The organism is Roseomonas rosulenta, assembly GCF_016106005.1.
Classification (GTDB): domain Bacteria; phylum Pseudomonadota; class Alphaproteobacteria; order Acetobacterales; family Acetobacteraceae; genus Neoroseomonas; species Neoroseomonas rosulenta.
On the sequence record NZ_JACADR010000069.1, the window covers coordinates 1 to 19,267 of the forward strand.

At 68.4% G+C, this 19,267-nt stretch carries 14 protein-coding genes and 4 pseudogenes; 10 read left to right on the plus strand and 8 right to left on the minus strand.

Going from position 1 to position 19,267, the window contains the following annotated elements; genetic code table 11:
* The 3 genes and pseudogenes from HW578_RS10930 to HW578_RS10940 form a co-directional block, all read left to right on the plus strand.
* Positions 1–329, plus strand: a pseudogene (locus HW578_RS10930) (Mu transposase domain-containing protein); the annotation flags it as partial.
* A 99-nt stretch (positions 330–428) separates the two neighbouring features.
* Positions 429–890 (plus strand): annotated as a pseudogene (locus HW578_RS10935) (DNA-methyltransferase); the annotation flags it as partial.
* Positions 880–1,386: a DUF5681 domain-containing protein gene (locus tag HW578_RS10940; protein ID WP_198370589.1), complete on the plus strand. Its 507-nt coding sequence runs from the start codon at positions 880–882 to the stop codon at positions 1,384–1,386. The pseudogene HW578_RS10935 and the gene HW578_RS10940, both read left to right, overlap by 11 nt.
* A gap of 483 nt (positions 1,387–1,869) precedes the next feature.
* Here HW578_RS10940 and HW578_RS10945 read toward each other — a convergent pair whose 3' ends face one another.
* Genes HW578_RS10945 through HW578_RS10960 form a run of 4 tightly spaced genes read right to left on the minus strand, consistent with a single transcriptional unit; the run spans position 1,870 to position 6,042 of the window.
* Positions 1,870–2,937: an ABC transporter ATP-binding protein gene (locus HW578_RS10945; RefSeq protein WP_198370590.1), complete on the minus strand. Its 1,068-nt coding sequence runs from the start codon at positions 2,935–2,937 to the stop codon at positions 1,870–1,872.
* Positions 2,934–3,800 (minus strand): carbohydrate ABC transporter permease, encoded by an 867-nt coding sequence (locus HW578_RS10950; protein ID WP_198370591.1) that lies wholly within the window; start codon positions 3,798–3,800, stop codon positions 2,934–2,936. Before HW578_RS10950 ends, HW578_RS10945 begins: the two co-directional genes overlap by 4 nt.
* Positions 3,797–4,690 carry a carbohydrate ABC transporter permease gene (locus HW578_RS10955; RefSeq protein WP_198370592.1) on the minus strand — a complete coding sequence of 298 codons (894 nt, stop codon included), beginning with the start codon at positions 4,688–4,690 and terminating at the stop codon, positions 3,797–3,799. Before HW578_RS10955 ends, HW578_RS10950 begins: the two co-directional genes overlap by 4 nt.
* Positions 4,687–6,042 (minus strand): ABC transporter substrate-binding protein, encoded by a 1,356-nt coding sequence (locus tag HW578_RS10960; protein WP_198370593.1) that lies wholly within the window; start codon positions 6,040–6,042, stop codon positions 4,687–4,689. The genes HW578_RS10955 and HW578_RS10960 overlap by 4 nt, the downstream gene beginning before the upstream one ends.
* Before the next feature lie 162 nt (positions 6,043–6,204).
* Here HW578_RS10960 and HW578_RS10965 point away from each other — a divergent pair, with 162 nt between their 5' ends.
* Positions 6,205–8,019 (plus strand): CocE/NonD family hydrolase, encoded by a 1,815-nt coding sequence (locus HW578_RS10965; protein WP_198370594.1) that lies wholly within the window; start codon positions 6,205–6,207, stop codon positions 8,017–8,019.
* Positions 8,020–8,056: 37 nt separating this feature from the next.
* Positions 8,057–9,025 (plus strand): Bug family tripartite tricarboxylate transporter substrate binding protein, encoded by a 969-nt coding sequence (locus HW578_RS10970; RefSeq protein ID WP_198370595.1) that lies wholly within the window; start codon positions 8,057–8,059, stop codon positions 9,023–9,025.
* Positions 9,026–9,035: 10 nt separating this feature from the next.
* Here HW578_RS10970 and HW578_RS10975 read toward each other — a convergent pair.
* A pseudogene (locus tag HW578_RS10975) lies at positions 9,036–9,391 on the minus strand (transposase); the annotation flags it as partial.
* A 22-nt stretch (positions 9,392–9,413) separates the two neighbouring features.
* On the opposite strand from HW578_RS10975, the gene HW578_RS10980 reads away from it, so the two are divergent.
* A protein-coding gene (locus HW578_RS10980) for an IS3 family transposase (protein ID WP_198370596.1) occupies positions 9,414–10,771 on the plus strand; the annotation gives its coding sequence in 2 pieces (ribosomal slippage) (positions 9,414–9,756 and positions 9,756–10,771; 1,359 coding nt in all).
* Positions 10,772–10,846: 75 nt separating this feature from the next.
* Positions 10,847–11,077 (plus strand): annotated as a pseudogene (locus tag HW578_RS10985) (helix-hairpin-helix domain-containing protein); the annotation flags it as partial.
* 49 nt (positions 11,078–11,126) lie between these two features.
* Here HW578_RS10985 and HW578_RS10990 read toward each other — a convergent pair.
* From HW578_RS10990 to HW578_RS11000, 3 genes are all read right to left on the minus strand, one after another.
* Positions 11,127–11,555 carry a hypothetical protein gene (locus tag HW578_RS10990; protein ID WP_198370598.1) on the minus strand — a complete coding sequence of 143 codons (429 nt, stop codon included), beginning with the start codon at positions 11,553–11,555 and terminating at the stop codon, positions 11,127–11,129.
* Positions 11,556–11,659: 104 nt separating this feature from the next.
* Positions 11,660–14,395 carry a formate dehydrogenase subunit alpha gene (gene fdhF / locus HW578_RS10995; protein WP_198370599.1) on the minus strand — a complete coding sequence of 912 codons (2,736 nt, stop codon included), beginning with the start codon at positions 14,393–14,395 and terminating at the stop codon, positions 11,660–11,662.
* Positions 14,392–16,083, minus strand: coding sequence for an NADH-ubiquinone oxidoreductase-F iron-sulfur binding region domain-containing protein (locus HW578_RS11000; protein ID WP_198370600.1), 1,692 nt, complete (start codon positions 16,081–16,083; stop codon positions 14,392–14,394). The genes fdhF and HW578_RS11000 overlap by 4 nt, the downstream gene beginning before the upstream one ends.
* A 223-nt stretch (positions 16,084–16,306) precedes the next feature.
* Here HW578_RS11000 and HW578_RS11005 point away from each other — a divergent pair, with 223 nt between their 5' ends.
* Genes HW578_RS11005 through HW578_RS11015 form a run of 3 tightly spaced genes read left to right on the plus strand, consistent with a single transcriptional unit; the run spans position 16,307 to position 19,243 of the window.
* The gene (locus HW578_RS11005) at positions 16,307–17,560 is read left to right on the plus strand and encodes a sarcosine oxidase subunit beta family protein (RefSeq protein WP_198370601.1); all 1,254 of its coding nucleotides are present in this window, start codon (positions 16,307–16,309) and stop codon (positions 17,558–17,560) included.
* A gap of 1 nt (position 17,561) precedes the next feature.
* On the plus strand, positions 17,562–17,837 hold the full coding sequence (locus HW578_RS11010) for a sarcosine oxidase subunit delta (protein WP_198370602.1): 276 nt from the start codon (positions 17,562–17,564) through the stop codon (positions 17,835–17,837).
* Positions 17,834–19,243 carry a 2Fe-2S iron-sulfur cluster-binding protein gene (locus HW578_RS11015; RefSeq protein WP_198370603.1) on the plus strand — a complete coding sequence of 470 codons (1,410 nt, stop codon included), beginning with the start codon at positions 17,834–17,836 and terminating at the stop codon, positions 19,241–19,243. The genes HW578_RS11010 and HW578_RS11015 overlap by 4 nt, the downstream gene beginning before the upstream one ends.
* The last annotated feature ends 24 nt before the right edge of the window (positions 19,244–19,267 follow it).

Consider the following 19,267-nt stretch of genomic DNA (forward strand, 5'->3'; position numbering starts at 1 on the left):
CCCTGGAGGCCTGCGAGACCGTCGGCGCCCGGGTGTCGTCCACCGCCTTGGTGCGCTACCGCGGCAACGACTACTCGGTGCCGACCGCGCATGGGTTCCAGGCAGTGGTGGTGAAGGGTTTCGTCGACGCGGTGCTGATCCTGTGCGACGGCGCGCCGATCGCCCGTCATATCCGCTCCTACGGCCATGGCGAGTTCGTCTACGACCCGCTGCACTACCTGGCGCTGCTCGAGACCAAGCCGGGCGCACTGGACCAGGCGGCAGCGCTGCAGGGCTGGGCCTTGCCGCCGGCGTTCCAGCACCTGCGCCACCTGTTGGAGGCGCGCATGGCCGAGGTGCTGCGGGCCGGGAGCACGGCCTACACCGAGCTGAAGAACCTCCGCGTCTGGGCCAAGGACAATGCCGGCATGGGGTCGCTGCATCGCAGCCAGCACGAGCTCGTGCTGGTGTTCAAATCCGGCCGTGCGGCGCATCGCAACAATGTCGAGCTTGGGCGTCACGGACGGCACCGCAGCAATGTCTGGCGCTATCCCGGCGTGAACTCCTTCGGCCGTTCCACGGAGGAGGGCAATCTGCTCGCCCTGCATCCCACGGTGAAGCCGGTGGCGCTGGTGGCGGACGCCCTTCTCGACTGCTCGGCGCGGGGTGACGTAGCGCTGGACCCGTTCCTCGGCAGTGGGACGACGTTGATCGCCGCCGAGCGGGTCGGGCGGCGCTGCCATGGGCTCGAGCTCGACCCGCTGTACGTCGATACCATCATCCGCCGCTGGCAGGCGCTGACCGGCGAGGCTGCCATCCACGCGACCAGTGGCATGACCTTCGAGGAGCAGGCGAAGGGCATGCTGGCTGCGGGCGAGCAGGAGATCCAGGACGCGGGCGGTGGCGCGTAAGCGCGGGCCGAGCACACAATCCCTGGGCGCCTACGCGGTCGGCTACGGCCGGCCGCCGGCGCACGGCCAGTTCAGGCCTGGTCAGAGCGGCAATCCCCACGGGCGGCCGAAGGGTGCGGCGAGTCTGACCAGCCTGATCATGAAGGCCATGAACGAGAAGGTTGTGGTCCATGAGGGTGGCCGCCGACGGAAGATCACCAAGGGCGAGGCGATCGCCAAGCAGATGGTGAACAGGGCTGCCAGCGGCGACCTGCGCGCTATGCAGATGCTGCAGAACGTCGAAAGGCTCCAGCTGATGGTGGCACAGGCGGCGGAGCGCTCGGCGACCCCAGAACCGGAGATCCCGCAGCCGCAGTATCCACAGATCGACTTCTCGAAGTTGTCGACGCGCCAGTTGAAGGTGCTCCAGGAAGCCCCTGAGATCATCCAGGGGGACCAGGAACCGCCGCAGGACCTTCCGATGCCGCCCCCAGCTCCGGGCGAAGAGCCGCGGTAACCAGGCACCATCGACCGCCTGGGGAGGGGCGCTGCGAGGGCTGAGGCGGTTCGGCTGCATGCAACCTGGGGGTGCGATGATGTGCGATTGATGAATGAGAAACCGGTGCGGCCAGTCCGCACGGCTATGCATCAGTGTAGCCGGAACGCCGGCAACGCCGATTCTTCTGAGCCCTCAGCGGTGCAGCAGGTTCAGATCGAGAACCCGTACGCAAAGGCTGCGCTGCCAATGCCCTCAGCGTACCCCTGCGAAGCGTCCGAAGGCCGAGCCGCTCGCCTGCCGTTCAACCAACCCGGCGTCGTTCCGGGTGGGCTCCCGGGGATGTCCTGCCCAAAGCATCCGAACTCCGACGGAGTTCGAACTCGACTTGGGTTTGCGCGCAGCCGCCACGCCAACACTGCTCGCGGAAAGCCCGGATTCCTGAGGCTTCGCCGTTTGCCAAGCTCCGCCGTTCCGAATCCATCCGCCAGCCTGGCGTCAGCGCTAGGCGGCGGACAGCACGGCGCCGGTCGCCGGATCGAAGATGTGGAGATGGTCGGGATCCGGCCGCACGGCAACGACATCGTCGAGCGCGGCGCGATGGCTCGCCCGCACCTCGGCGGTTACGCGGATCTTCGGCGCGATCTCGACCTCGATCAGGCGCTCGCTGCCGATCAGCTCAACCATCCAGACCTTGCCGGGAATCGTGTCGGGATCGCCGGGCCTGGCCATGGTCACGTCCTGCGGCCGCACGCCGAGCACGACCTCCGCGGGCGCCCCCGGTGGCAGGGCAACCCGCAGCGGCGCGCCGGCCACCGTCAGCACGCCGTCGCGCACCTGTGCCGGGATCAGGTTCATCGGCGGGGTGCCGATGAAGCCCGCCACGAACAGGTTCGCCGGCCGTCCATAGACCTCCTCCGGCGTGCCGATCTGCTGCACCACGCCTTCGTTCATCACGACGACCAGGTCGGACATCGTCATCGCCTCGAGCTGGTCGTGCGTGACGTAGACGGTGGTGGTGCCGAGATCGAGGTGGAAGCGGCGCAGTTCCCCGCGCATTGCGGCGCGCAGCTTCGCGTCGAGGTTCGACAGCGGCTCATCCATCAGGAAGATGTCGGGTCGCCGTGACATGGCCCGGCCGAGTGCGACGCGCTGGCGCTGCCCGCCCGAAAGCTGCTTGGGCTTGCGCAGCAGCAGGTGGCCGATCTCCAGCACCTTCGCGACGGCGCCGATCTTCTCCTGCCGTTCCGCCCTTGACGTGCCGCGGACCTCGAGCCCGTAGCCGATGTTCCGCGCCACATCCATGGTCGGGTAAAGCGCATAGGACTGGAACACCATGGCGATGTTGCGCTCGCCCGGCGGCAGGCGGTCGACGCGGCGCTCGCCGAAGCTGATCTCGCCGGCCGTCGCGGTCTCGAGCCCGGCGATCAGGCGCAGCAGCGTCGTCTTGCCGCAGCCCGACGGGCCCAGCAGCGTCACGAACTGGCGCGAGGGCACCGTAAGGTCGAGTGCCTTCAGCACCTGGTTCGACCCGAAGGACTTCGACAGCCCGCGCATGACGACGTCCGTCATCCCTTCACCGCCCCCGCGCCGAAGCCTGCCACCAGGTGGCGCTGCATGAAGCCGAACAGGATCGCCATCGGCAGCGTCATCAGCACCGAGGACGCCATCATCAGGCCCCAGTCCACATGCGTCCCGTCGAAGAAGTGCATCACGCCGACGGTCAGCGGCAGGTTCTCCATCGAGTTCATGAACACCCGTCCGAACAGGTAGTCGTTCCAGGAGACGATGAGCGAGAAGATTGACGCGGCGATGATGCCCGGAAGTGCGACCGGCAGCACGATCTGGCGGAACACCTGCAGCCGGGATGCGCCGTCCACCAGGGCCGCCTCCTCGATCTCGATCGGCACGCCGCGGAAGAAGGCCCACATCAGCCACAGGCAGAAGGGCAGCGTGATGCAGACATAGCCCAGGATGAGCGACAGCAACGTGTCGGTCAGGTCGAGCGCCACCATCGTCAGGAACATCGGGAAGACGAAGATCACGCTCGGCACCATGTAGCCGAGGATCGCCACGTAGGGCACCGCCCGCTGCCCCCAGAAGCGGAAGCGCGTGAGCGAATAGGCGGCGAGTGTGGCGACGGTGATCGAGATCGCCGTCGACCCCACCGAGACGATCACCGAATTGGCGAACCACTGCAGGAAGAAATCCGATGGCGGCGTCCCGGCACCCGGCGCGCTGGCGACGCCGGAGCCAAACAGCAGCTGGCGGTAGCTCTCGAAGGTCACGTTCTCGGGGATGAGCGTGGGCGGCCAGCGGAAGATCTCCTCCTTCGGCTTGAGGCTGGTGGAGATCGCCCAGAGCAGCGGGAAGCACACCACGAAGGTGATGGCGCCGAGCACTGCGTAGAGAATCGCCGCGACCCAGGGCCTCATGCCGCCTTGTCCTCCCGCCCGAAGCCCGACACGCGGATGTACAGGACCGATCCCGCGAGCAGCAGCAGCAGCATGATCACGCCCGCGGCGGCGCCCACGCCCATGCGCAGGTTCGCGATCGACTGGTCGAAGGCGTAGAGCGCCAGGTTGTAGGTCGACGTGCCCGGCCCGCCACGCGTCAGGAGGTAGATCTCCTCGAACTTGTTGAAGGTCCAGATGGTGCGGAAGACGATCACCACCGCCAGCACCTCGGCGAGTTGCGGCAGGGTGATGTCGCGGAAGCGCCGCAGCGCGCCCGCGCCATCCACCTTGGCGGCGTCGTAGAGTTCCGTCGGGATGGTCTGCAGCCGCGCCAGCACGACGATGACGACGAAGGGCGTGTACTTCCAGACGTTCAGCAGGATGGCGCTGCCCATCGCCATGTTCGGCGTCGACAGCCAGGCGATGCGGTCCTCGATGATGCCGGCCGAGAGCAGCAGGTGGTTGACGATGCCGATCTCGGCGTTGAACAGCCACCGCCAGTTCAGCGCGATGACCACGGTGGGCACGATGTAGGGAAACAGCAGGAGGCCGCGGAAGGCGTTCATGCCGCGCAGCGGCTGGTGCAGCAGAAGCGCCATGCCCACGCCGATCAGCGCCTGCAGCACCGTGGACCAGCCGGTCCAGACGAGCGCCTGGGAGAAGCTTTCCCAGAAGAGTGGGTCCTCGAGCACGAAGATGTAGTTGTCGAGGCCGACGAAGGGCTGTTCGTCCGGACGCAGCGGATTGTAGCGCACGAAGGACAGGCGCACCGCTTCCGCGATCGGCCAGACGAGAAAGACGCCGACGGCGACCAGGAGGGGGAGCATGAACAGCACCCCCACCTGGCGGTCGGACAGGCGGAACTTCATCCGAGCAGGCGCCGGTTCTCGCGGCGGATGTCCTCGAACTGGCGATGGCCCCATTCCACCGCGGCGCGCGTGTTCTCGTTGTTGACGAGGATGCGCTGCGCCACCTGCGACCAGACGTTGCGCCCGTGGCCTATGCCGGCCAGCGGATTGATCCCCTTCTTCAGTTCGTGCCCCGAATTGCAGGCATGCGGCACGAAGCCGGTGAAGATCACGTCCACGCTGCGCCGCTTCGCCTGGTACATCGGGTGCTGCTGGATGCCGGGGGCGGTCGCCTGGTCCTTGAACACCGGGCCCACGTTCGGGAACAGGCTGGTCGAATAGCGCACCATCCAGTCGGTGCTGTTCATGACATGGGCCAGGGCTTCCTTCGCCTCACGCACGAAGGGGTTGTTCTGGCGCGGCATGATGAAGCCGTTGATGTCGGTCCAGGACCAGCGCGCGCCGGTGCGCGGGTGGGCCGGGTTCAGGTAGTACTCCATCTTCTCGTAGATCGGCTTCGCCTCGTCGAAGGCGCGGCCCATGGTGCGGCCCCAGTAGAAGCTGCTGCCGGTGCGGCCGGTGACGTGCTGGTCCACCACCTGCAGGAAGCTGAACTCGACCGCCGAGCGCGGCATCGTGCCATACAGTTCCTTGATGAAGTCGTAGGCCTCGATGGTGGCGGCGCTGTTGAAGGTGGTCTCGAAGCTGCGGGCGGGGTCCCAGGTCATCCCGCCGGCCTGCCAGATCAGCTGCTGGATGTGGTAGTCGCCACACAGGTTGCGGCCGAGCGCCATGGTGAAGCCGGCGCTGCCCTGGCGCTTCGCCTGTATGGCCTTGGCGCCGTTCAGCAGGTCGGTCCAGGTCCAGTTGGTCGGGTCCGACAGCCCGGCTTCCTGGCGGACATCGTCCTGCATGATGAAGAGGCAGCCCTGGTGGTGCAGCGGCACGGCATACTGCGTGCCCTTCCAGGTGCCGAAATCGTCGATCGAGAAGCCGTCGACCAGGCGCTCGCGCGCGCGGATCGCCTGGTTCACGTCCTGCATGGGTTCGAGCAGGCCCTCGGCGGCAAGCTGGTAAGCGATCGGGCTCTCCACGCTGATCAGCGCGGGCGGGCGCCGCGCGGCCAGGTCGGTCGCGAGCTTCGTGTAGACCGCGTCCCAGGCGATCTGCTCGGACTCGAAGCGAAGCCCGGGCGCGTTGCGCTGCGCCCATTCGTTCAGCCCGTTGGTGAAGACGCCGATATAGGGGCCCGGTTCGCCCCAGACCCGCGCGACGCGTTCGCGCGTCTGGGCATAGGCGGGCGCGGCAAGCGTGCCCCCCGTTGCCGCCAGGCCGGAAGCGAGGGCCGCGCGGCGCGTCATTCGCAGCGTCATGGTCGTTCTTCCCTTCCCTTGGGCCTGCCTGTCTCGCCCCGTGCGGCGGCGGCCGGCCTTGGGAGTAGAGCCTAGGTAGCCGACCGGGTCCCGGTCAACGGAGGCGGCAGCCTCGACTGGACGCGTTTGACGCCCCCCGGGCTGCGCGCCACGTTCCCCCACATGCCCGACACCGACAGCAACGGCGCCGCCTGGCGCGTCGCACCAAGCGCGTATCTCGCGACCCGCCCCGCGGAATTCGCCCTGCCGCCGCGCCCGCAGCGATCCTGCTACATCGCGATGCCCGACGGCGTGCGCATCGCCGCCGACGTCTGGCTGCCCGAGCGCGCGACCGGCGCGCTGCCCACCATCCTGATCCACACGCCCTATTACCGGCGCTTCGCCCTCGCCCCCGGCGCCATGGCCGAGGCCTGCCCCAATGCCGCGAAGTTCCGCGACGCCTTCGTGCCGCGCGGCTACGCGCTGGTGGTGGCCGATGCGCGCGGCACGGGTGCCAGCTTTGGCACGCGCGACAGCTTCCGCTCCCCGCGCGAACGCGCCGACAGCGCGACCATCGCCGACTGGATCGTCGCACAGCCCTGGAGCGACGGGCGCATCGGCGCCACCGGCATCTCCTATCCCGGCGCGGCGAGCGACTTCCTCGCCTCGACCGGCCACCCCGCGGTGCGCGCGATCGCGCCGCTGTTCGCGGTCTGGGACACCTGGTCCGACCACTACTGGCCCGGCGGCATCCTGCTCGGCGCCCTGGCGCAGAGCTACGACGACCTGATGGTGGCGATGGACCAGGACCGCCGCGACATGCTCCGCCGCGTCTCCTACTTCGCTGACCCCGCGCTGCAGGGCCCCGCGCCGGTCGACGAGGACGCCGACGGCGCCCTGCTGCGCGCCGCCCTCGACGAGCATGCCGGCAATGTCCGCCAGCCCGCCTTCGTCGGCGGCTTTCCCTATCGCGACGAGGCGCTGCCCTACGACCCGTCCTTCACCATGGCGAGGATCTCGCCCTACCACTACCGGCGCGGCATCCGCCCCGACGTCGCGATCTACTGCGTCTCGGGCTGGATGGACGGCGCCGGCTACGCCAATGGCGCCATCGCGCGCTACCTGACCATGGCCGAAAACCCCCGGCACCTGTTGCTCGGCCCCTGGGACCACGGGGCGCGCATCAACACCTCGCCCTGGCGCGCGGCCGAGGCGCCGGAGTTCCCGCTGCTGGCGGAACTCACGCGCTTCTTCGACGAATACCTGATGGGCCGCGACACCGGGCTGCGGGCCGAGGCGCCTGTCCACGTCTTCCACCAGCATGCCGAGGTCTGGCAGGCCGCCGCGCAATGGCCGCCACACGATGAATCGGCGGCGCTGCCACTCGGTGCCGCCGGTGGCTTCGACGGCGCACCAGGGCAGGTCGCGCATCGCACCGATCCGCGCTGGGGCAGCGGCTCGGGGACACGCTACGAGCGCATCGCCGCCATCGACGCGCGCGCCTACCACACCGACTGGCAGGCGCGGGAAGCACGGCTGACGAGCTGGACCGGCGCTCCGCTCGCCATCTCGATGGAACTTTCGGGGCACGCGGTCGCGGAGCTCACGATCGCCAGCTCCGAGCCGGACGCCTCCGTCCTGCTCTACCTGAGCGAGGTCGCGGAAGACGGCACCGTCCGCTACGTGACGGAAGGGCTCCTGCGGCTGATCCACCGTGCCGAGGCGCCGCATCCCGAGGACTATGTCTGCACTTGGCCCTGGCGCAGCTTCGCGCGCGGAGCTGCCCGCCCGATGGTGCCCGGCAATGCCGAGCGCGTGCGCATCCCGCTGCTGCCGACCGGCTGGACCTTCGCGCGCGGCAGCCGGCTGCGCCTGTCGCTCAGCGGCACGGATGCCGACCATATCGGCCAGCATCCGCACGGCCGCCCGCCGGTGATCAGCGTGACGACCGGCGACGGCGCGTCGCTGCTCCACCTGCCCTGGCGCGCCGTGCCGTAGCCGGCCACACTCGGTGCAAGATCGACGGGAGCGGACCATGAACCTCACGCGACGTGCACTGCCCATCCTCCCCCTTCTGGCGCCACGCTTCGCCGCCGCGCAGGCCTGGTCGCCGTCGGGGCCGATCCGCGTGGTGCTGCCGCAGGCGGCCGGGTCCTCGGGCGACATCATCCTGCGCTCCATGGCGGAGGTCATGGCGCGCGAGCTCGGCCAGCCCATCGTGGTTGAGAACCGGCCGGGCGCGAACGGATCTATTGCCGCCACCTACGTGAAGCAGCAGCGCCCGGACGGGCAGACGCTGATGCTGCCCGGTGTGTCGATGGTGGCCTTCAACCAGCACCTGTATCGCAGCCTGCCCTACGACCCGCTGCGGGACTTCACCTATATCGCACCGGTCACCAACACTGCCTTCGTCGTCATCGCCAGCCGCCAGAGCGGCTTCACCACTCTGCGCCAGATGATCGACCGCGCGCGCGCCGAACCCGAACGCCTGACCTTCTCCTCGGCTGGCATCGCCAATACGACGCATCTCGCGATGGAGATGCTGGCCGAGCGCGCCGGCGTGCGCATGACGCATGTGCCCTTCGGCGGCTCGCCCCAGGCGATGACGGCAGTGGCCTCCGGCCAGGTCGATGCCATGACCGCGGTGCTGGGCATCGCGCTGCCGCTGATCCGCGGTGGCCAGGTGGTGCCGCTCGCGGTGGTGCGGGAGGCGCGCACGCCGGTGCTGCCCGACGTGCCCACCCAGGCCGAGGCCGGCTTCCCCGGCCCGGTCGTTCCTGGCTGGTTCGCGTTGGTCGGGTCGGCCGGCATGGCGGATGCGGCGGTGGCGCGCATCAATGCGGCGACGCGCGCTGCGCTGATGGATGCGGGCGTGCGCGCGCGCCTCGACGCCGCCGACCTCGAGCCGTTGTTCGGGACTGCCGCCGAGCTGCGCGCCAGGCTCGAGCAGGATAGTGAGGTCTGGGGCGCCTTCATCCGCGCCCGAGGATTGCGGCTGGAATAGCAGCGCGATTCAGCCGCCGCTCGAGCGTCTGCTCGGCAACGACCTCCTTCAGGGCGCGAGCTTCCTGCCGCAGCGCCTTGACCTCGTCGGTCGTCGCAGCGCGGGCGGTGTCGCCCGCGCGGCGGCGCTTGCCAGCTTCGAGGAATTCCTTCGACCAGGAATAGTACAGGCTCTTGGCGATCCCCTCGCGCCGGCACAGCGCGCGATGCTGTCCTCACCGCGCAGGCCTTCCAGCACGATGCGTATCTTTTCCTCGGCCGAGTGGTGCTTGCGGGTCCGGCGCCGAATGTCGCGGACCACTCGCTCAGCAGGCGCCTTCGTGGCAGCACTCTCCCGGGCGGCCGGGGCGGAGGATTTCTGGCTCATCTTCACTCCATCGACGGTTACGATGAGCCAGAGATCCTCCGCCCCCATCGCCAAGCCATCGGCCGAGAAAGTCGTGCGCGACATCCGCCGCGCGACCCGCAAGCACCACTCGGCCGAAGACAAGATCCGCATCGTCCTCGAAGGCCTGCGCGGCGAGGAGAGCATCGCCGCGCTCTGCCGCCGCGAGGCCATCGCCGAGAGCCTCTACTACGCCTGGTCGAAGGAGTTTCTCGAAGCCGGCAAGCGCCGCCTGGCCGGGGATACCGCCCGCGCCGCCACCACCGACGAGGTCCAGGCACTCCGCCACGAAGCCCGCGCCCTGAAGGAGGTCGTCGCCGAACAGGCGCTCGAACTGCGCCTGCTGAAAAAAAGCATGATCGCGGCTGGGGACGACCGTTCATGAGGTACCCCGCCGCCGAGAAGCTCGAGATCATCCGCCTCGTCGAGCAGTCCCACCTCCCAGCGCGGCGCACGCTGCGGCAGCTCGGCGTCCCGCCGGCGACCTTCTATCGCTGGGTCGACCGCTACCAGCGCGGCGGGCCCGAAGCCCTGGCCGACCGCATCTCGCGGCCCGATCGCGTGTGGAACCGCATCCCGGATGCAACGCGCGGCAAGATCGTCGAACTGGCGCTCGCCGAACCCGAGTTGTCGCCACGCGAACTCGCCGTCCGCTTCACCGACCAGCAGCGCTACTTCGTCTCCGAAGCCTCGGTCTATCGCCTGCTCAAGGCGCATGACCTGATCGCCAGCCCGGACTTCATCGTGGTCACGGCGGCCGACGAGTTCCACACCAAGACCACCGCGCCCAACCAGCTCTGGCAGACCGACTTCACCTATCTCAAGGTCATTGGCTGGGGCTGGTTCTACCTGTCCACCGTGCTCGATGATTTCTCGCGATACATCATCGCCTGGAAGCTCTGCACCACCATGGCGGTGCGCGATGTCATCGACACGCTGGAGATGGCGCTCACCGCATCAGGCTGCAGCCAGGTGCGAGTGCGCCATCGCCCGCGCCTGCTGTCCGACAACGGGCCCTGCTACATCGCAGGAGACCTGGCCAAGTGGCTGGCTGACAACGCCATGGACCATGTCCGCGGCGCGCCCTGCCACCCGCAGACCCAGGGCAAGATCGAGCGCTGGCACCAGACCCTGAAGAACCGCATCCTGCTGGAGAACTACTACCTGCCCGGCGACCTCGAGGCGCAGGTCGAGACCTTCGTCACCCACTACAACCACCAGCGCCACCACGAGAGCCTGCGCAACCTGACCCCGGCCGATGTCTACTTCGGCCGCGGCCAGACCATCCTGCTCGACCGCGAACGCATCAAGCGCAACACCATCCAGCAGCGACGCTTGATCCACCAGCAGCACGCCGCCTAACCTCACCACCAGATGGGCCAGAGCCTCCGTTAGGAAAACGCCTCCGCCGTCTCAAAGCATTCGACGACGGACACCTTCGTTGAGAGCGTGTTCGACATCATCGAGACCTCCCCTGATCGCTTGCGGGAGGTGCCCGGGATCGGGCCCGTCCGCGAAGCGCGGATCATCAAGGCCTGGGCCGACCAGAAGGTGGTGCGGGAGATCATGGTCTTCTTGCACTCCCACGGCGCGGGCACCTCGCGCGCAGTGCGGATCTTCAGGACCTATGGCGTCGATGCGGTGCAGGTGCTGGTGCCGGCGCCGTTCACCTACAGCAGCCTCCCCGCCGCGCCGGCATAGGAGGCTGGCGTATCGCTCAGCGCCAGCAGGGTCGGGTCGCCGCGTCCGCGGTTTCGACTACCCCGATGGCAAACTGCACCTCATTGGCGTCGCCGGTCCGCGTCGCTGAGGCATAGGGCTGCAACTCGAAATAGTCGCCCGCTGCGACGGCAACGACGGTGGAGCCGAAGCTGTAGTCGGCGTCGGTGTAGCCGGAGGCAGCCGTGAAATCGCATGCCCGACGAAGGCTGCACCATTCTTGTAGATGCGCGCGCCTTGGTTGGCGCTGCCCCCGGTCCAGCGCAGCCGCGCCAAAGAGCCGTACTTTGGTGATCCCCGCCGGCACGGTGAGCCGCGTTGGGACCCTCCCGCTCCAGAACCCATCCGTGTCGTAGGTCGTATCGATGAAGGGACCGTCGACATCGGCAAGGTCGGCCAGCGCTGCCGCGCCACCTATGCGAGCCATCCTGTCGATGCTTAGCACCGGCCGGGGGCAGCATGCGCTGGTTTCGCAGGTGCGGCGTCAGCACGTTCAATCATGCGTCATCCGTGTCCACCCACCCTTTCGCGTCAGGCCTCATCCACACGTGCCGCACACAACTTGTAGCCCGGGATTTTGCCTTCCGGGTCCAGGCGCGGGTCTGTCAGCAGATTGGCGGCCGCTTCGCGGAAGGCGAAGGGCAGGAAGACGATGCCGTCCGGCAGGCCAGGATCCTCGCGCGTAGCGCATAGCAGGGTACCGCGTCGCGTCGACACGCGGACCCACGCGCCTGGCCCAATGCCGAGCCTTCGCAGGTCGCCTGGAGCCAGGGAGACCGTCGCCGACGGCTCCAGCGCGTCAAGAACATGGGCGCGGCGCGTCATGGTGCCGGTGTGCCAGTGCTCGAGTTCGCGCCCCGTCGTCAGGATGAAGGGGTAGGTCGTGTCGGGCGTCTCGGCAGGATCGGACGGCCCGGCGGGTACCAGCCGCGCGCGTCCGTCGCGGGTCGGGAAATGATCGTGGAAAACGATGTCGTCCCCGGGCGCATCCGACGTCGAACAGGGATAAGTGACGCTGTTCTCCCGCAGCAGCCGGTCCCAGGTGATGTTGGCAAGGCTTGGCATCGCCTGCGCCATTTCGGCAAAGACGTCGCGCGGATGCGCATAGGTCCAGTCGAGGCCAAGACGCCGCGCAATCTGAACGATGATGGCGAGGTCCTGCCGCGCCTCACCCGGCGGCGCCACGGCGGCGCGGCCCATCTGAACCTGGCGGTTGCTGTTGGTGACCGTTCCATCCTTCTCGGGCCAAGCCGATGCCGGCAGAACGACATCGGCGAGCGCCGCGGTTTCGGTCAGGAACAGGTCCTGCACCACCAGGTGATCCAGCCTCGCGAGCGCCGCGCGCGCGTGGGCGAGATCCGGGTCCGACATAGCCGGGTTTTCGCCCATCACATACATGCCGCGGATGTCGCCGCGCCCGGCGGCAGCCATGATCTCGACCACCGTCAGACCGGGCCGCGGATCCAGCGTCACACTCCACAGCGCCTCCATCGCCGCCCGCGCGCCGGCATCGTCGATGCGCTGATAGTCCGGCAGCATCATCGGGATCAGCCCGGCATCCGAGGCACCCTGGACGTTGTTCTGCCCGCGCAGAGGGTGCAGCCCGGTGCCCTTCCGCCCAACCTGGCCGCAGACGAGGGAGAGCGCGATCAGCGCCCGCGCATTGTCGGTGCCGTGCACGGATTGCGAGATGCCCATGCCCCAAAGGATCAGCGCGGCCGGGCTACGCGCGTAAAGGCGTGCCACCCGGCGGATCTGCCCGGCCGGCACGCCGCATTGCGCTTCCACAACCTCCGGCGCGTATGCGCCGACGTGGCCGCGCAGGGCTTCCAAACCATCCACGCGAGCAGTCACGAAGGCTGCATCATGGAGGCCTTCGGACAGGATGACGTGCAGTATGGAATTGAGCAGCGCGATATCCTCGCCGGGCCTGAAGCGCACGACCTCGGTCGCGACGCGCTCCAGATCGCTGCCGCGCGGGTCCGCCACGACCAACGCCGCGCCACGGGCGACCGCCTGCTTGATGAAGGTGGCGGCAACGGGATGATTCTCCGTCGGGCGCGCACCAATCACGACGATCAGATCTGCATCTTCCACAGCGGTGAAGGGGGCCGTCACGGCGCCACTCCCGATCCCCTCCAGAAGAGCCGTGACGGAGGCGGCGTGGCAAAGGCGCGTGCAGTGGTCGACATTGTTGGTGCCGAAACCGGTGCGCACGAGCTTCTGGAACAGGTAGGCTTCCTCGTTCGATCCCTTGGCGCTGCCGAAGCCTGCCAGGGCCTGCGGACCGATGCCGTCGCGTATCTCTCTCAGGCCCGCGGCGCTGCGGGTCAGCGCTTCCTCCCAACTGGCCTCGCGGAACTTGCTCCGCGCGCGGGCGGGATCGGTGCAATCGGCCGGATCCTTCGCCGCGCCTTCAATGCGAATGAGCGGGCGCGTCAACCGGTCCGGATGGGTGAGGAAGTCAAAACCGAACCGGCCCTTCACGCAGAGACGACCACGGTTGGACGGGCCGTCGAGGCCGACAACCTCCTCGATGCGCCCGTCGCGCACCCGGAAGCCGACCCGGCACCCAACCCCGCAATACGGGCAGACACTCGGTACTTCCTGCGCAGGCGGTGCTGAGCGGTGACCCAAGTCGTCGAGCACGCGCTTCGGGAGCAGCGCGCCGGTCGGGCAGGCCTGCACACACTCACCGCAGCCGACGCAGGAGGAGGCTCCCATCGGATCGAGCAGATCGAAGGCGACCGTCACCGCCGACCCGCGACGCGCGATACCGATGACGTCGTTGTGCTGCACGTCTCGGCAGGCGCGTTCGCACAAGCCGCAGGCGATGCAACTGTCCAGTGCGACAGCCATGGCCGGATGAGAAAGGTCTCGTCCCGGCCGCGCATCCGGTGCGAATCGGGACTGCGTGATGCCGAGCTTGAAGGCCCAGCGTGCGAAGGGCGCGGTTGCGTCGCGGCCCGCGAGTCCGGGCATGTCGGCGAGCAGCAATTCGAATACCATCCGCCGCGCAGCCTCCGCCCGTGCGGTCGCGCTGCTCACCACCATTCCATCCCGCGGCACGCGGATGCAGGAGGCAACGAGGGCCCGCTCACCTTCCACCTCCACCAGGCAGGCACGGCAATTGCCGTCGGGGCGGTAGCCGGGTTTCGGCAGGTGACACAGATGCGGAATGTCCGTTCCTTCACGCTGCGCGACTGCCCAGATCGTCTCGCCCGGCGCAGCCTCGACGTCGCGTCCGTCCAGGATGAAGCGCGTCATGGCACGACCTCCGCCGGAAAGTGGCGCAGCAAGGACAGGACCGGGTTCATCGCGGCATGGCCCAGGCCGCAGATGGAGCCGTCCGCCATGGCCTGGGCGAGTTCCGTCAGCAAGGCGCGATCCCAGTGCGGCGCATCGAGCAAACCAGCCGCCTTTTGCGTGCCAACACGGCAGGGCGTGCACTGTCCGCAGGATTCGTCGCGGAAAAAACGAACGAGATTGCGTACCGCCTCGACGAGATCATCTTGGTCAGACAGCACGACCACCCCGCCCGACCCCACGAAGCAGCCGAGATGGTCGAGCGAGCCGAAGGCGAGCGGCAGGTCAGCCATGGTGGCAGGCAGGATGCCCCCGGACGCGCCGCCGGGAAGGTAGGCCGCGAGGCGATGGCCCGTCTGCATGCCGCCGCCGAATTCCTCAATGAGCTCCCGCGCGGTGATGCCGGCCGGGGCGTTGTGGACGCCTGGATTCCGCACGCGGCCCGACAGGCTAACCAGCCGTCGACCGACCTGTCCCCGGCGTCCGGCAGCGGCGAAGCGAGCAGCGGCATCCGGTGCGCCGAAGATCTCCGGCAGCCACCACAGAGTCTCGACATTGTGGATCAGCGTCGGTCGACCGAAGAGGCCAACCTCTCCCGGATAGGGCGGCTTGTGGCGCGGATAGCCGCGACGGCCTTCCAGGCTTTCCAGCAGCGCCGTCTCCTCGCCGCAGATATAGGCGCCTGCGCCGCGACGGAGATGAATCGGCCGCAGCGCCATGCCGGCCTGGCGCAGCGTGACGATGGCGGTCGCCAGGTCGTGTCGTGCCTCCGGGTATTCGTCGCGCAGATAGATCCAGCACGCTTCGGCGTCGATCGCATGCGCCGCGAGCAGCATTCCCTCCAGAGTACGGTAGAGGTGGTGTTGGAGGCACCAGCGATCCTTGAAGGTGCCCGGCTCACCCTCATCAGCGTTGACCACGAGATGTCGCGGTCCAGGCTGTGCGAAGACCGCTCGCCATTTCCGCGCTGCGGGAAAGCCAGCGCCACCAAGGCCGCGCAGCCCGGATGCATCGAGCGCCGCGAGCATCGCGTCGCGCGTGAGGCGGTCATCCCGTGCGGCATCGAGCACGCGCATCGACGGTGCTGAACCCGGTGGTGCCCGCGTCGGCGCGCGAACGCCGTCGGACCATGCGGCAACGACGCTGGCGGGCGTGGCGGCGGTGATACCGTCATCAACGCCGCCCTGCACCGCCGAGCAGACGGGGCCGGCATCGCAGGCACCCATACAGGGGGCAGCCAGGATGCGTGCCCCGCCAGGCGGCGCAGCGTACAGCGCATCAACTAGGCGATGTGCGCCTGCCATGGTGCAGGGCAGCCCCTCGCACACGCGGATCGTCACCGGCGGTGGGGCAGCCTCGCCGTCGGCCAGCACGTCAAAATGGGCGTAGAAGGTGGCGACCTCGAAGACCTCGACAGGTGCGATACGCAGCGCATCCGCGAGCGCGACGAGATGATCGGGAAGCAAGGCGCCATGGCGATCCTGCAAGGCGTGAAGGTGTTCGACCAGCAGGTCCCGATGCAAGGGCATACTGCCGAGCGCCGCGGCAACCGCCTCCCTGGCGGTGTTCGATGCGGTCCTACCGCGTGGGCCGGATCTCGAACGCGGTCCAGCCGGAGCCGCATTGCGCGCCGATCTTGGTGGAGCCATCCGTAGGCGGCCTCCGCTTCCTCCCAACCATTAGACAGTGCATGGCGGTGGAGGGCGAGTGCCCATTAGCGCTTCTGGAGTGATGCTCCCGCTGGTTGCGATGGGCCCCTTGTCCGGCCCTTCCATGCGGCGCGGAGCAGCGGCGCGGCACGGAGCAGCGGCAGCCGGCTTGCCTCATGCTGCACGTGAACCTTAGAGTTCCGAAGATGCCGCTGGAACCATGATGCCAAGCTACTCCGGCTTTCGTATTCTGACTGAAGGCCTCCGCGGAAACAGCGGCTGGAAGCCTGCATGGCGAAAAGCGGCGCCGAAGCCATCCTATGACGTCATTGTGGTGGGAGGCGGCGGCCATGGTCTCGCGACCGCCTTCTACCTGGCGGAGATGCATGGTATCCGCAACGTCGCTGTGCTCGAAAAGGGTCCAATCGGGCAGGGAAACACCGGGCGCAATACCACCATCGTGCGCTCCAATTACCTGCTGCCGCAGAATAACCACTTCTACGAGCACTCGCTGAAGCTTTGGGAAGGGCTTGAGCAGTCGCTGGGCTACAACGTGATGATGAGCCAACGCGGCGTGGTGAATCTGTTCCACAACGACGCACAGCGCAACGCGGCGCTCCGCCGCGGGAACTCCATGCGGCTGAACGGGATCGACGCGGATATCATCGACCGCGATGGCGTCAAGGTGATGTGCCCGCTGATCGACCTCGACAACAGCCGCTTCCCGGTGATGGGGGGACTCGTGCAGCGGCGCGGCGGCACCGCCCGGCACGATGCGGTCGCCTGGGGCTTCGCGCATGCGGCCGATGCGCGCGGCGTGGATATCATCGAACACTGCGAAGTCACCGGCATGATCCTGGAGGGCGGCGCCATCCAGGGCGTACGCACCACGCGCGGCGACATCCGTGCACCGAAGGTGGGCCTCGCCGTCGCCGGCCACACCAGCACGTTAACCGAGATGGCAGGATTCCGGGTGCCGATCGAGACGCACCTGTTGCAGGCCTTTGTGAGCGAAGCGCTGAAACCGATGATCGATTGCGTCGTCACCTTCGGCGCCGGCCATTTCTACATCAGTCAGTCGGACAAGGGCGGCCTAGTCTTCGGTGGCGGGCTCGACGGTTATCCGAGCTATGGCCAGCGCGGCACGCTGCCGGAAGCCGAACACGTTTATGCCGCGGGCGTCAGCATGATCCCGGCACTCGGGCGGTTGCGTGGCCTGCGGTCCTGGGCGGGAGTGATGGACATGACGCCGGACGGGTCGGCCTACATCTGCAAGACACCGGTGCGCGGCCTGTATATGACGTCGGGCTGGTGCTACGGCGGCTTCAAAGCAACGCCCGGGTCGGGCTGGTGCCACGCCTGGACTATCGCGAAGGACGAGCCGCACGCACTTAATGCGGCGCACACGCTGGACCGCTTCCGCGAGGGGCGCATGCTCGACGAACGGGGCAACGGCCCCTTCTTCTGGGCGCAATAGGATGCTCCAGATCCCCTGCCCTCATTGCGGCACGCGCGACGAGATCGAGTTCACGTATCGCGGGGATGCGACCGTCACGCGCCCCGGTGCCGATGCCGGCACCGAGGCCTTTCACGACTACCTGTATGTGCGGCGCAACCCGCGCGGCTGGCAGGTGGAGTGGTGGCAGCACAGCGGCGGGTGCCGCAGCGTCCTGAAGGTGGTCCGCCATACCGTGACCCATGAAGTCCGTGCCGTCGCCATGGCGAGCGAGACGGTCGAGGTGCCGCAGGCATGAGCCAGCCGCATCGCCTTCCTGCCGGCGGTCATGTGGACCGCGAGCGCGCGGTGTCGTTCACCTTCGATGGCCGCGCGATGCAGGGGCATCCCGGCGATACGCTGGCATCTGCGCTGCTGGCCAATGGCGTGCGCCTGGTCGGGCGATCCTTCAAGTACCATCGGCCGCGCGGCATCTTCTCGGCGGGTGTCGAGGAACCGAATGCGCTGGTCGAGCTGCGCGACGGCGCGCGGCGCGAACCCAATACGCGCGCCACGGTGGCGGAACTGTTCGATGGGCTGACGGCCAGCAGCCAGAACCGCCGAGGGTCGCTCGCCTTCGACTGGATGTCCGTGAATGGGCTGCTGGCGCCGTGGCTCGGCGCCGGCTTCTACTACAAGACATTCATGTGGCCCGCGTCCTTCTGGGAGCGCGTGTACGAACCGCTGATCCGGCGCGCGGCCGGACTTGGCAGCGCATCCGGACTGGCCGATCCCGACCGCTACGAAGGCGCGCACGCGCATTGCGACGTGCTGGTGGTGGGCGCCGGGGCCGCAGGGCTTGCCGCTGCGCGAGCCGCGGGGGCAGCAGGCGCGCGGGTGATCCTCGCGGAACAGGATTTCCTGCTGGGTGGCGACCTGCTGAACGACGCCGTCCTCGAACCGTGGCGGACCGATACCATCGCCGCCCTGGCCGCGATGCCGGACGTCACGCTCATGCCGCGCACGACCGTGTATGGCTTCTACGACCACGGTGTGCTTGGCGCGGTGGAGCGAGTGGCCGACCACCTGCCGGAACCGCCACCCCACGCACCGCGCCAGCGCGCCTGGACCATTCGCACGAAGCAGGTTGTGCACGCCACCGGCGCGCATGAGCGCCTGATCGCATTCCCCGGCAACGACCGGCCCGGCGTGATGCTGGCCGGTGCAGCGCGCACCTATGCCAGGCGCTACGGCGTTCGCGCCGGGGAGGCGGCGGTGCTGTTCGCCACGCATGACGGCGCCTACGACGCCGCATTCGCCATGGCCGAGGCAGGCGCTCGCATCGGTGCCATCATCGACCCGCGCCGCGACAGTCCGGCGATGCAGCGCGCGCGTGAGGCCGGTTTCACGCTGCGCGGGGGCAGCGAGGTCTGCGGCACAGTCGGCGGCAATGCGCTGCGCGGAGTCGAGGTACGCGCCTTGGGCGCCGCCGGGCGTGGGGACGCCTATCCCGCCGACCTGCTGATGATCTCGGGCGGCTGGAACCCTGCGGTTCACCTGGCAAGCATGTCGGGGGCGCCGCTGGTGTGGGACGAAGCGCTCAGTGCCTTCCTGCCCGGCGCGCCTGTGCAGCGCGAATGCAGCGCCGGCGCCTGCCGCGGCGTGCACGGGATCGGCGCCGCTGCCGCAGATGGCGCGGCGGCGGGCCGCGCGGCCGCCATCTGATCGGAAGAGGTCACGTCTCAACTC

Excerpts from the sequence above, each read along its gene's own strand:
- HW578_RS10945 (WP_198370590.1), bottom strand. The coding sequence starts at position 2,937 with ATGACGGACGTCGTCATGCGCGGGCTGTCGAAGTCCTTCGGGTCGAAC.
- HW578_RS10950 (WP_198370591.1), bottom strand. The coding sequence starts at position 3,800 with ATGAGGCCCTGGGTCGCGGCGATTCTCTACGCAGTGCTCGGCGCCATC.
- HW578_RS10955 (WP_198370592.1), bottom strand. The coding sequence starts at position 4,690 with ATGAAGTTCCGCCTGTCCGACCGCCAGGTGGGGGTGCTGTTCATGCTC.
- HW578_RS10960 (WP_198370593.1), bottom strand. The coding sequence starts at position 6,042 with ATGACGCTGCGAATGACGCGCCGCGCGGCCCTCGCTTCCGGCCTGGCG.
- HW578_RS10965 (WP_198370594.1), top strand. The coding sequence starts at position 6,205 with ATGCCCGACACCGACAGCAACGGCGCCGCCTGGCGCGTCGCACCAAGC.
- HW578_RS10970 (WP_198370595.1), top strand. The coding sequence starts at position 8,057 with ATGAACCTCACGCGACGTGCACTGCCCATCCTCCCCCTTCTGGCGCCA.
- HW578_RS10990 (WP_198370598.1), bottom strand. The coding sequence starts at position 11,555 with ATGGCTCGCATAGGTGGCGCGGCAGCGCTGGCCGACCTTGCCGATGTC.
- fdhF (WP_198370599.1), bottom strand. The coding sequence starts at position 14,395 with ATGACGCGCTTCATCCTGGACGGACGCGACGTCGAGGCTGCGCCGGGC.
- HW578_RS11000 (WP_198370600.1), bottom strand. The coding sequence starts at position 16,083 with ATGGCTCCACCAAGATCGGCGCGCAATGCGGCTCCGGCTGGACCGCGT.
- HW578_RS11005 (WP_198370601.1), top strand. The coding sequence starts at position 16,307 with ATGCCAAGCTACTCCGGCTTTCGTATTCTGACTGAAGGCCTCCGCGGA.
- HW578_RS11010 (WP_198370602.1), top strand. The coding sequence starts at position 17,562 with ATGCTCCAGATCCCCTGCCCTCATTGCGGCACGCGCGACGAGATCGAG.
- HW578_RS11015 (WP_198370603.1), top strand. The coding sequence starts at position 17,834 with ATGAGCCAGCCGCATCGCCTTCCTGCCGGCGGTCATGTGGACCGCGAG.